Genomic DNA, 11,229 nt, shown 5'->3' with positions numbered 1-11,229 from the left:
CGTTTGCGCGGGCGGGCCGTATGTGCGGGCGTCCTCGCGCGGATCAGTACCAGGCGCCGGTACGAGGCGTCAGTACGAGGACCCCGAGACGCCGAGCGCGCCCGTCGGGTGCCAGACCGTCTTCGTCTCCAGGAAGGCCGTCAGACGGTGGGTGCCCGGATCGGCCGACCAGTCGAAGGCGCCGTCACCGTCGCCGCGGCGAACCCGCTTCAGGTTGTCCGCCGCCGCGATCTCCAGCTCCTTCGCGAGCGCGGCGTCCGCCCCCGTGAGGTCGATGGCGTTCACGTCCTGGTGGGACGCGAGCGGTGCCGCGATCTCCGCCGTCCGCCCGGACAGGATGTTCACCACGCCGCCCGGCAGATCGGAGGTGGCCAGCACCTCGCCCAGGGACAGGGCCGGCAGCGGGGCGTCCGCCGAAGCGATGACGACCGCCGTGTTGCCGGTCGCGATCACCGGGGCGATCACCGAGACGAGGCCCAGGAACGACGACTCCTGGGGCGCCAGGACCGCGACCACGCCGGTCGGTTCGGGCGTGGACAGGTTGAAGAACGGGCCCGCGACCGGGTTCGCCCCGCCCACGACCTGGCCGATCTTGTCGGTCCAGCCCGCGTACCAGACCCAGCGGTCGATCGCCGCGTCCACCAACGCCGCGGCCTTGGACTTGGACAGGCCCTCCGCGTCGGCCACTTCCCGGACGAACTGGTCCTTGCGGCCCTCCAGCATCTCCGCGACGCGGTAGAGGATCTGGCCGCGGTTGTACGCGGTCGCGCCCGACCAGCCGCCGAACGCCTTGCGCGCGGCCACGACCGCGTCGCGCGCGTCCTTGCGGGAGGACCGGGGGGCGTTCGCCAGCCACTTGCCCTTGGAGTCCGTCACCTCGTACACCCGGCCGCTCTCGGAGCGGGGGAACTTGCCCCCGACGTACAGCTTGTAGGTCTTGAAGACGCTCAGACGGTTATCGGACATCGAGGTACGCCTCCAGGCCGTGACGGCCGCCTTCGCGGCCGAAGCCCGACTCCTTGTAGCCGCCGAAGGGCGAGGTCGGGTCGAACTTGTTGAACGTGTTGGCCCAGACGACGCCCGCCCGGAGCTTGTTCGCCACCGCGAGGATGCGGGAGCCCTTCTCCGTCCAGATGCCGGCCGAGAGACCGTACTGGCTGTTGTTGGCCTTGGCGACCGCCTCGTCGGGCGTACGGAACGACAGCACCGACAGCACCGGGCCGAAGATCTCGTCGCGGGCGATGGTGTGCGCCTGGGTGACGTTCGTGAACAGCGTCGGGGCGAACCAGTAGCCGGAGGACGGGAGTTCGCAGGGGGCGGACCAGCGTGCGGCGCCCTCCGCCTCGCCGGTCTCGGCGAGCGCGGTGATCCGGGCGAGCTGCTCCGCGGAGTTGATCGCGCCGATGTCGGTGTTCTTGTCGAGCGGGTCGCCGAGCCGGAGCGTGGACAGCCGGCGCTTCAGGGCGTCCAGCAGTTCGTCCTGGATCGACTCCTGCACGAGCAGGCGCGAGCCCGCGCAGCAGACCTGGCCCTGGTTGAAGAAGATACCGGTGACGATGCCCTCGACGGCCTGGTCGATCGGGGCGTCGTCGAAGACGATGTTGGCGCCCTTGCCGCCCAGTTCCAGGGTGACCTTCTTGTCCGTGCCCGCGGCCTGGCGGGCGATGGCCTTGCCGACCGCGGTCGAACCGGTGAAGGCGATCTTGTCGACGCCCTCGTGCTCGACGAGGGCGGCGCCCGCGTCCCCGTACCCGGTGAGGATGTTCACGACACCCTTGGGCAGGCCGGCCTGGCGGCAGATGTCCGCGAAGAACAGTGCGGAGAGCGGGGTCGTCTCGGCGGGCTTGAGGACCACCGTGTTGCCGGTGGCGAGCGCCGGGGCGATCTTCCACGCGAGCATGAGGAGCGGGAAGTTCCAGGGAATGATCTGGCCCGCGACGCCGAGGGGGCGCGGGTTCGCGCCGTAACCGGCGTGATCCAGCTTGTCGGCCCAGCCCGCGTAGTAGAAGAAGTGCGCCGCGACCAGCGGGAGGTCCGCGTCGCGGGTCTCCTTGATCGGCTTGCCGTTGTCGAGGGTCTCGAGAACGGCGAGTTCGCGGCTGCGCTCCTGGATGATCCGGGCGATCCGGAAGAGGTACTTGGCGCGCTCGGAGCCGGGCAGCGCCGACCACTTCTCGAACGCCTTGCGGGCCGCCTGCACGGCCCGGTCGACGTCCGCGGCGCCGGCCTGCGCGACCTCGGAGAGCACCTCCTCGGTGCTCGGCGACACCGTCTTGAAGACCTTGCCGTCGGCCGCGTCGGTGAACTCGCCGTCGATGAACAGGCCGTACGAGGGCGCGATGTCGACGACCGCGCGCGACTCGGGCGCGGGTGCGTACTCGAATGCAGATGCCATGGGGATCAGTCCACCGTCACGTAATCGGGGCCGGAGTAACGGCCGGTGCTGAGCTTCTGGCGCTGCATCAGCAGATCGTTCAGCAGGCTGGAGGCGCCGAAGCGGAACCAGTGGTTGTCCAGCCAGTCCTCGCCCGCGGTCTCGTTCACCAGCACCAGGAACTTGATCGCGTCCTTGGAGGTGCGGATGCCGCCGGCCGGCTTCACGCCGATCTGTACGCCGGTCTGCGCCCGGAAGTCGCGCACGGCCTCCAGCATCAGCAGGGTGTTCGCCGGGGTGGCGTTCGTCCCGACCTTGCCGGTCGACGTCTTGATGAAGTCCGCGCCCGCCAGCATGCCGAGCCAGGAGGCGCGGCGGATGTTGTCGTACGTGGAGAGTTCGCCGGTCTCGAAGATCACCTTCAGCCGGGCGTCGGTGCCGTCCGCCCGCGCGCACTCGGCCTTCACGGCCAGGATCTCCTCGTACACCTTGAGGTAGCGGCCGGAGAGGAAGGCGCCCCGGTCGATCACCATGTCGATCTCGTCGGCCCCGGCGGCCACGGCGTCGCGGACATCCGCGAGCTTGACGTCGAGCGCGGCGCGGCCGGCCGGGAAGGCCGTCGCCACGGACGCCACCTTCACGCCGGAACCGGCCAGCGCGGCGACGGCGGTCGCCGCCATGTCGGGGTAGACGCAGACCGCGGCGGTGCGCGGGGTCGTGCGGTCGGTCGGATCGGGATGGACGGCCTTGGCGGCGAGGGCCCGGACCTTGCCCGGGGTGTCCGCGCCTTCCAGCGTCGTCAGGTCGATCATCGAGATGGCCAGGTCGATCGCGTACGCCTTGGCCGTCGTCTTGATCGAGCGGGTTCCGAGGGACGCGGCGCGCGCTTCGAGGCCGACGGCGTCGACGCCGGGCAGCCCGTGCAGGAAGCGGCGCAGCGCACTGTCGGACGCGGTCGCGTCGGAGAATGCGGGAGCTGTGGTGGGCATGGTCACCAGACGAGCATATCTACGCGCGTAGCGACCTGTACAGGGGGTGGGGTCCTTCGAGGGTCACGCAGTGTCGGGGCGGCCGCCCCGACGCCCCTTGCGTGCGTCAGGCAGAATCGGGCCCATGACGAGCCCCACACCACCCGCCGAGCCGACCTACGCCGATCGGGCCTTCCGGTCGCCCGCCGGGATCGTCGGGGGTGTCCTGCTGCTTCTCTTCATCTGCTGGATCGGCGGGGACGCCGTGGTCCGGGGCGGCGGCCGGGTGCCGTGGCTGGCGCTGGCCGGACTGCTGACCGTGGTGCCATTGGTCGCCGCGTTCACACTGCGGCCCGTCGTGTACGCGAACGACCAGCGCATCCGGATCCGTAACCCGTTCCGGACGATCACCGTGCCGTGGACCGAGGCCGCCGATCTGCGGGCCGGATATTCGAGCGAGCTGTTCACCGAGGACGGCGCCAAGTACCAGCTGTGGGCGGTGCCGGTGTCGCTGCGGCAGCGGAAGAAGGCCGCCAGGCGGCAGGCCCGGCAGTCGGCGGACGACCCGTACGGCCGGACGTCCGTGCACGCCGATGTCCGCGACAGCGGGTCCCGCATGGCGACGGCCGACCAGACCATGGCGGACCTCCGCGAGCTGATGGAGCGGGCGAAGGCGGGTGCGGGTGCGGCCGCACAGCCTTCGGCGTCCTCGGAAACGTCGGTCTCGGTGCGTTGGGCGTACGAGTTGATCGCCCCGTCGGTGGTGGGCGTGGTGCTGCTGGTGGTGCTGCTCGCGATCGGCTGAGGCGGCCCGGAGCATGCGCGTACGACGATCGGACGCCGGCATACGTACGGCGGCGGTCGCGGTCCCGGTCGCGAGGCAGCCCCGTCCGCCGGGTCGGCCCGTCGCGGCCGACCGGTAGGTGCACACCTGCACGCCCGTGCCGCTGGTGACCGGCGAAACCGATTCGAAGGTGTGCGGTGCGCCGTCGTCGGGGAAGACCGGCTTACGACCTCACCCGCGATAGAGAGCGGGCTCCCGACGCCCTGCGACTCCGTCTCCGGCGTTGTCGTCGGTCAACGACGCTCCGCGTCGCTTCCCTCCTCCGCCTTGGATTCGAAGCCGCATGACGCCGCTCGCTGATCCACTCTCTATCGCGGGTGAGGTTGTTACCGCCGCCGAGGATCACCGGCATGATCATGAGCCGGAGTTCATCGACCAGGTCCTCGCCCAGGAGGGTGCGGGCGGGCGTCGGTCTCCCCACGACCAGCAGGCTGCCGTCGCCGGAGGACTGCGGCTTCCGGATGCGGACGACGGCCTCGAAATCATCGCGCCCGTTCGATCGAACCCGATCCCTCGTGCCGCGGCGTGCGCATTCGGTGTCCACCGGCCGCGGGGCCGGGTCCGCCGGGCGTGGTCCGGGCTTCCTGCGACGGGGCGGTCGGACGCCGACGCCGGGAGGGAACGGTCAGCACGCCGAGGCAGGCGATGACGAGGACGACCCCGGTCCAGCCGAGGACGGGCAGGTGTTCGCCCACGACCAGGACCGCGAACACGGCCGCCACGGCGGGCTCCAGCAGGGACAGGGTGGTCGCGGTACTGACCGGGACGCGGGACAGGCCGAAGCCGAACAGGACGTACCCGGTGAACATCGGTACCAGCGCCATGTAGAGGCCGACGCTCGCGTTCGTCCAGGAAGCGAGCAGCGGCGCGCCGGTAGCCACCAGCACCGGTACGAGCATCAGCCCGCCCAGCCCGAACACCGCCCCCATGGCCGCGCGCGACGCGATGCCGCGGGTGATGAGGCGGTGTGCCGCCCACGCGTACACGGCGTACGTCGCGCCCGCGACCAGCCCGAGCCCCACACCGGTGACGGTCTGCCCGGCAGAGCCCGTACCGGTTGTGGAACCGGCCTGTGCCGCCTCTGCCGCACACAGCAGCACGGTGCCGGCCAGGCCCAGCGCCGCACCGGCCAGCCACCGCCGGGACAGACGCCGCCGGTCGACGATCCGCTCGATCAGGGCGGAGGCCAGGGGGGCCGAGCCGATGGAGACGACCGTGCCCACCGCGACGCCGGCCAGATGCATCGAGGTGTAGAACGCCAGCGGGTACAGGGCCACGCCCGTTCCCCCGATGAGCACGGTCCGCCACTGCGCCCGCAGCTCCGTGCGGACCCGCGCGATGCGGCGCCAGGCCATCAGTGCCTGCAACAGGCCGCCCAGGCCCATCGCCGCCGCGCCGATCGCCAGCGGCCCCACCCGTGTCGCGAAGGTTGCCGCGGTTCCCGTGGTGCCCCAGAGCACCGAGGCCAGCAGCACGGCGAGCGCGCCCGCCCCCGGTCCGGCGGCGCGCCCGGCAGGCCGCGTCACAGGCCGTCCACCAGACGCGCCGCCATGTCGCGGGCGCGCCGCATGCGTACGCCGTCGCCTTCGAGGCCCGCGCGCACGATGGCCCCTTCGAGCAGGAACGCCAGGTGCTCCGCCGTGGCCCGGGCCCGCTCGTCCTGGCCGGGCAGCAGCTCCTGGAGATGGGCCGCGAGCAGGCTTTCGACCTCCTCCTTGTGACGGCGCACCACCGCCCGGCCCTCGTGCCCGGCCGGCAGTTCGGCGGCCGCGTTGAGCAGCCCGCAGCCGCGGAAGCCGTGCTCGTAGGCGAGATCGGCATGGTCGGCGTAGGCGTCGAAGACGGCCAGCAGGGATTCCCGCGGGCTCCGCGCGTCGGCCAGGCGCCGCTGGTAGAGGCCGAGCCACTCCTCGTGGCGGGCCTGGAGGTAGGCGCGGACGAGGTCGGCCTTGGAGGCGAAGTTGTTGTAGAGGCTCATCTTCGCCACGCCCGCCTCGGCCGTGATCGTGTCGATCCCCGTCGCCGCCACGCCGTCGGCGTAGAACCGCCGCGCCGCCGCTTCGAGAATCCGTCCCCGCGCGGGCCCTGCTCGCCGCCGCTTTCCCGGCTGCTGCCCCGTGGCGCTCGCCTCGGCCATGTCTGCCTCCCGTGGCTCGTGATTGGGTAGACCAGTCTACCTAATCAAGCGGCATGGCCTGTGCGGACGCGGACCTGGTGTCTTTCGTTGGGGTCACGCCGGGGCACGCGAGCCCGGTGTGACCCGAACGAGAGGCCCTAGTTCTCCGGGAGCCGGGCCCAGAAGTGGTTGACGATGTCGTCGATGTAGCGTCGCCCGTTTTCGCCGGAGGCGGTGGTGCCGCCGGCTCGGCTGAGGGTGGCGGCCATGAGGGTCTGGTACTCGTGGTGCATGTCGCGCAGGGGGTCCTGCAGGTCGCGGCGGTCCGTGGAGACGAGGCGGGCGATGGCGCGGATGTGGGCCTGCCAGCGGGTGGAGACGGCTTCGGTGAGGAGGCGGGCGAGTTCGGCCTCGAGGCCGGTGATGGCGATGAAGTCGCGTGGGGGGAGGTTGAGGAGGGCGCCGAGTTTGGCCGACTGCCTTTTGTCGCCGGTCCATTGACCGGCTTCTTCCATGTGGTGGTAGGCGTCGAGGTCGAGGCCGGTGGCGCGGGCGACGTCCTCGACGGCCAGTCCGCGGGCGAGACGGTGTTCCCGCAAGGTGCGGGGAGCGCCCATGAGTTCGCGAGGGTTGCACCACAGGGCACCGGCCAGCGCGGTGAGTTCGGCGGCGGTGGGCAGTGCGGTGCCGCGTTCCCACGCGGTGATGTGGTCGGGGGTGATGTGGGTCGTGCCGTAGGAGGCGCGCATGCCGTAAGCGACGTGGCCGGGGGCCATCCCGAGTTTCTCGCGCAGGATGCGGGCGGCGCGCGCGTTGAAGGGGAGCGGTGGATGCACGGACCGAGAGTAAGGAGTCACCCGGGGTGAACTCCATGGCCGCTGTCGCCCGCATCCCGGTTTGGCTGGATAGGTCGTCGGTGATTTTGGAGGAACCGACAGGGGCGGTGCGAGAAGGCCAACTAATGGATACCGCAAAGCGATTGAGATCACGTTCCTGCCGCGTATGATCCGCTCGCAAGGCGCCGTATGTGTGTTCGTACAACCGACTGACACACGCTTCCGGCGCCACTGCCATGTTTTCCCTCGCACTTGCAGGTCCAGGAGAAACAGTCATGCACACCAGCACGACAGCCCCGGCCGAAGCGCCGACGACCAGACCCGGTGGACCGCTCAACCGGTTCTTCCGCATCGGTGAACGCGGCTCGACGTACGGCCGTGAGATACGCGGTGGGTTCGCCACCTTCTTCACGATGGCGTACATCCTCGTACTCAACCCGATCATCCTCAGCAGTACCGAGGACAAGTTCGGCCACCAGCTGGACGCCGGCCAACTGGCCACCGCCACGGCCCTGGTTGCCGCCGTGATGACCGTGATCATGGGGGTGGGCGGCAACCTGCCGCTCGCCCTGGCCGCGGGGCTGGGTCTCAACGCCGTCACCGCCTTCCAGATCGCCCCGCTGATGAGCTGGGACGACGCGATGGGCCTCATCGTGCTCGAAGGCCTGCTGATCTGCGTACTGGTGATGACCGGTCTGCGCGAGGCGATCATGTACGCCATTCCGCAACCCCTCAAGCAGGCCATCAGTGTCGGCATCGGCCTGTTCATCGCCTTCATCGGCTTCGTGGACGCCGGGTTCGTCACCCGCATCCCGGACGCCGCGAACACCACCGTGCCCGTTCAGATCGGCACAGGCACCCTCACCGGCTGGCCCATGCTCGTCTTCTGTCTCGGCGTGCTGTTGACGATCGTCCTCCTGGTCCGCAAGGTGCAGGGCGCCATCCTCATCAGCATCGTCGCGATGACCGTCGTCGCCGTCGTCATCAACGGGATCGCCGACATCAAGTCCTGGGGTCTGACCGAGCCCTCGCTGCCCGACAAGCCCGTCGCCGCACCCGACTTCGGGCTCCTGGGCAACTTCGATCTGTTCGGCTCGTTCGGTCAGGTCAGTGCGCTGACCGTCGTTCTGCTCGTCTTCACCCTCATCCTGTCCGACTTCTTCGACACGATGGGCACCGTCGTCGGCGTCACCGCCGAAGCCGGACTCCTCGACGAGCGCGGCCAGGTCCCCGGTCTGGGCCGCGTGCTGCTCATCGACGGTGTGGCCGCCGTCGCCGGTGGCGCCGCCTCCTCTTCGTCCGCCACCACGTACATCGAGTCCGCCGCGGGCGTCGGCGAAGGCGCACGCACCGGTTTCGCCAGCGTCATCACCGGCGGCCTGTTCGCCCTCGCCCTCTTCTTCACCCCCGTTCTCACCATCGTGCCCCTCCAGGCTGCGGCCCCCGCTCTCATCGCGGTCGGGTTCCTGATGATGACCCAGGTCAAGCACATCGACTGGGACCAGTACGAAGTCGCCATCCCCGCCTTCCTGACCATCGCCGTCATGCCGTTCACGTACTCCATCACCAACGGCATCGGCGCCGGCTTCCTCGCCTACGTGGTCATCAAGGCGTGCCTGGGCAAGGCCCGCGAGGTCCACTGGCTGCTCTGGGGCACCGCGGCGCTCTTCCTCGTCTACTTCGCGATCGACCCGCTGGAGCAGCTGCTCAACATCAAGTAGCCGACGTGGTGGATCTGAAACGGAGCGGGGGACGACCCGGGACGATCAGTGACGGAGTGTGTGAACACACCACGTCCGCCTGATCACCCGGAAGTCCCCCGTCTGCCGGGCGATCACGCGGTTCGCGTGCGCGGGACGGCTGTACTCTCCCGTGTCCGCCCGGACGACACCGGGGGCGGTGCGAGCAGCCCGGGATGGGCGAGGCCCGGCGCGCAACACCGCCGAAGGTGTCGGGGCCGGGAAGCGGAACTCGCCGCGGATTCCCGGGCGCAACGGGCTTACCAGGACGACGTGGCACGAGGCGAGGTTCCCCCGCTGCCCGTATGGGCCGGCGAGGCGGTCGACCTCATCACCGATCTCCCGCCTGCGGCCGACCTCGTCGCCACCCTGGCCGCACAGGCCGAGGACGCCCTGACCCGAGCCGGGAGGCACTGACCGAGAGCGTTTCGCCAGGAGCGGCCACGACCGGTCCTCACCGGCGCGTGGCAACCGGCTCGGAAGTACCCGCCGGTGCTTGTTCGGCCGCAGCGCCCCGGCCCGCGGCATGTACTGGGGCGGCCTGACCCTCCAGCCCTGCGTGGGCCCGGACACCGGCTTCACGCACCTGATGCGTACGTGAAGCCGGTCGTCGCGACCGGTCAGATACCGGCCGCCGCCGCCAGGTCCCGCTTGATCCCGGCGAGCAGCTCCGCACTCCGCGCACGGGCCGCGGGCAGCTCGTCCGTCGAGGCGACCGGCACCACGACCTCCAGGTAGCACTTGAGCTTCGGCTCGGTGCCGCTCGGGCGGACGATCACGCGGGCGCCCTGGAGGTGGTAGCGCAGCCCGTCGGTGGGCGGCAGCTGCGCGGTGCCCCGCGCGAGGTCCTCGGCCGAGGTGACGGGGAGGCCGGCGAGCGTGGTCGGGGGCTGCTCGCGCAGCCGGCGCATGGCGTCCGCGATGACGGAGAGGTCCTCCACCCGGACCGACAGCTGGTCGGTGGCGTGCAGTCCGTGGTCGACCGCGATGTCGTCGAGGAGGTCCAGGAGCGTACGCCCCCGCTCCTTGAGCACGGAGGCGAGCTCGGCGACGAGCAGCGCGGCCGTGATGCCGTCCTTGTCGCGTACGCCGTCCGGATCGACGCAGTAACCGAGCGCCTCCTCGTACCCGTACCGCAGGCCGTCCACACGGGCGATCCACTTGAAGCCGGTCAGCGTCTCCTCGTAGCCGAGGCCCGCCTTCTCGGCGATCCGGCCGAGCAGCGAGGACGACACGATCGACTCGGCGAAGACACCGGCCGCGCCCCGGTCCACCAGATGGGCGGCGAGCAGCGCCCCGACCTCGTCGCCGCGCAGCATCCGCCAGCCGCCGTCGGCGGCGGGGTCCGGAACGGCGACGGCGCAGCGGTCGGCGTCCGGGTCGTTGGCGATGACGAGGTCGCAGTCGCTACGGCGTGCGGTGGCGAACGCGAGATCCATCGCGCCGGGCTCTTCCGGATTGGGGAAGGCGACGGTGGGGAACGCCGGGTCGGGCTCGGCCTGTTCGGTGACGAGCACCGGGGCGGGGAAGCCGGCGCGGTCGAAGGCGGCGGTGAGCACGGACGTACCGACGCCGTGCATCGCGGTGTACACGACCCGGGCGGTGCGCGGCGATCCGGCGGCGAGCACGGCATCGGTACGGGCCAGGTAGGCGGCCAGGACCTCGTCGCCGAGGATCTCCCAGCCGTCGTCGGGGCGGGCCACGCCGTCGAGCGGACCGACCGCGGCGATCGCGGCGGCGATCTCGCCGTCCGCCGGGGGGACGATCTGCGAGCCGTCACCGAGATAGACCTTGTACCCGTTGTCGCGCGGCGGGTTGTGACTGGCCGTCACCTCGACGCCCGCGACGGCGCCCAGGTGCCGGATCGCGTACGCCAGCACGGGCGTGGGCAGCGGGCGGGGGAGCACCGCCGCGCGCAGGCCCGCGCCGGTCATCACGGCCGCGGTGTCGCGGGCGAAGTCGGCGGACTTGTAACGGGCGTCGTACCCGATGACGACGAGCCCGCCGGTGTGTCCCGCGGCCCTGAGATACGCGGCGAGTCCGGCCGCGGCGCGGATCACGACGGCGCGGTTCATCCGCATCGGCCCGGCCCCCAGCTCACCGCGGAGCCCGGCCGTGCCGAACTGGAGCGTGCCGGCGAACCGTGCGGCGAGCTCGTCGAGGTCCTCGGCGTCGATGAGCGCGGCGAGCTCGTCACGGGTCTCGGGGTCGGGATCCTCCGCGAGCCACGTCCTGGCCTGCGCGATGAGCTCCTGCTGCACGGTGTCCGCCTTTCTGCGGGATGGAGTGGGTTACGGGGGCGCCGCCCCCGGACCCCCGCTCCTCAATCGCCGGCGAGGCTGACTTTTCAGC

At 71.0% G+C, this 11,229-nt stretch carries 11 protein-coding genes; 3 read left to right on the top strand and 8 right to left on the bottom strand.

Annotated elements, in window-relative coordinates; all coding sequences use genetic code 11:
- Positions 1-69: 69 nt before the first annotated feature.
- From ACFU8Q_RS33410 to deoC, 3 genes are read right to left on the bottom strand one after another with little or no spacing between them, the layout of a single operon-like run.
- Positions 70-966: an aldehyde dehydrogenase family protein gene (locus tag ACFU8Q_RS33410; protein WP_384461429.1), complete on the bottom strand. Its 897-nt coding sequence runs from the start codon at positions 964-966 to the stop codon at positions 70-72.
- The gene (locus ACFU8Q_RS33405) at positions 956-2,395 is read right to left on the bottom strand and encodes an aldehyde dehydrogenase family protein (protein ID WP_384461426.1); all 1,440 of its coding nucleotides are present in this window, start codon (positions 2,393-2,395) and stop codon (positions 956-958) included. Before ACFU8Q_RS33405 ends, ACFU8Q_RS33410 begins: the two co-directional genes overlap by 11 nt.
- Before the next feature lie 5 nt (positions 2,396-2,400).
- Entirely contained in the window at positions 2,401-3,363 is a 963-nt protein-coding gene (gene deoC / locus ACFU8Q_RS33400; protein ID WP_384461432.1) for a deoxyribose-phosphate aldolase, read from the bottom strand.
- Between the two features lie 124 nt (positions 3,364-3,487).
- Here deoC and ACFU8Q_RS33395 point away from each other — a divergent pair, with 124 nt between their 5' ends.
- The gene (locus tag ACFU8Q_RS33395; protein ID WP_384461423.1) at positions 3,488-4,147 is read left to right on the top strand and encodes a PH domain-containing protein; all 660 of its coding nucleotides are present in this window, start codon (positions 3,488-3,490) and stop codon (positions 4,145-4,147) included.
- A 202-nt stretch (positions 4,148-4,349) separates the two neighbouring features.
- Here ACFU8Q_RS33395 and ACFU8Q_RS33390 read toward each other — a convergent pair whose 3' ends face one another.
- The 4 genes from ACFU8Q_RS33390 to ACFU8Q_RS33375 form a co-directional block, all read right to left on the bottom strand.
- Positions 4,350-4,730: a dihydrofolate reductase family protein gene (locus ACFU8Q_RS33390; RefSeq protein ID WP_384461420.1), complete on the bottom strand. Its 381-nt coding sequence runs from the start codon at positions 4,728-4,730 to the stop codon at positions 4,350-4,352.
- Positions 4,669-5,712 carry a DMT family transporter gene (locus ACFU8Q_RS33385; protein WP_384461417.1) on the bottom strand — a complete coding sequence of 348 codons (1,044 nt, stop codon included), beginning with the start codon at positions 5,710-5,712 and terminating at the stop codon, positions 4,669-4,671. Before ACFU8Q_RS33385 ends, ACFU8Q_RS33390 begins: the two co-directional genes overlap by 62 nt.
- Entirely contained in the window at positions 5,709-6,323 is a 615-nt protein-coding gene (locus tag ACFU8Q_RS33380) for a TetR/AcrR family transcriptional regulator (protein ID WP_384461414.1), read from the bottom strand. The genes ACFU8Q_RS33385 and ACFU8Q_RS33380 overlap by 4 nt, the downstream gene beginning before the upstream one ends.
- 137 nt (positions 6,324-6,460) lie before the next feature.
- Complete coding sequence (locus ACFU8Q_RS33375) at positions 6,461-7,138, bottom strand: helix-turn-helix domain-containing protein (protein WP_384461411.1); 678 nt, start codon at positions 7,136-7,138, stop codon at positions 6,461-6,463.
- 275 nt (positions 7,139-7,413) lie between these two features.
- Between ACFU8Q_RS33375 and ACFU8Q_RS33370 the strand changes: the two genes are divergently transcribed.
- Complete coding sequence (locus ACFU8Q_RS33370) at positions 7,414-8,859, top strand: NCS2 family permease (protein ID WP_384461408.1); 1,446 nt, start codon at positions 7,414-7,416, stop codon at positions 8,857-8,859.
- A 291-nt stretch (positions 8,860-9,150) separates the two neighbouring features.
- Positions 9,151-9,294: a hypothetical protein gene (locus tag ACFU8Q_RS33365; RefSeq protein WP_384461405.1), complete on the top strand. Its 144-nt coding sequence runs from the start codon at positions 9,151-9,153 to the stop codon at positions 9,292-9,294.
- A gap of 203 nt (positions 9,295-9,497) precedes the next feature.
- Here the strand turns inward: ACFU8Q_RS33365 and ACFU8Q_RS33360 are convergent, their stop codons facing one another.
- Positions 9,498-11,138, bottom strand: a complete 1,641-nt coding sequence (locus tag ACFU8Q_RS33360) for a phospho-sugar mutase (RefSeq protein WP_384461402.1) — start codon at positions 11,136-11,138, stop codon at positions 9,498-9,500.
- Between the last annotated feature and the right edge of the window lie 91 nt (positions 11,139-11,229).

Origin of the sequence: Streptomyces sp. NPDC057543, from assembly GCF_042801895.1 — a bacterium.
In the GTDB taxonomy this organism is placed as follows: domain Bacteria; phylum Actinomycetota; class Actinomycetes; order Streptomycetales; family Streptomycetaceae; genus Streptomyces.
Note: the sequence above shows the minus strand (reverse complement) of the source record. Positions and strands in the feature narration are given on the sequence as shown.

Bases quoted from the DNA above. Each gene is read 5' to 3' on its own strand.
- deoC (WP_384461432.1), bottom strand. From the start codon at position 3,363: ATGCCCACCACAGCTCCCGCATTCTCCGACGCGACCGCGTCCGACAGT.
- ACFU8Q_RS33410 (WP_384461429.1), bottom strand. From the start codon at position 966: ATGTCCGATAACCGTCTGAGCGTCTTCAAGACCTACAAGCTGTACGTC.
- ACFU8Q_RS33370 (WP_384461408.1), top strand. From the start codon at position 7,414: ATGCACACCAGCACGACAGCCCCGGCCGAAGCGCCGACGACCAGACCC.
- ACFU8Q_RS33405 (WP_384461426.1), bottom strand. From the start codon at position 2,395: ATGGCATCTGCATTCGAGTACGCACCCGCGCCCGAGTCGCGCGCGGTC.
- ACFU8Q_RS33380 (WP_384461414.1), bottom strand. From the start codon at position 6,323: ATGGCCGAGGCGAGCGCCACGGGGCAGCAGCCGGGAAAGCGGCGGCGA.
- ACFU8Q_RS33395 (WP_384461423.1), top strand. From the start codon at position 3,488: ATGACGAGCCCCACACCACCCGCCGAGCCGACCTACGCCGATCGGGCC.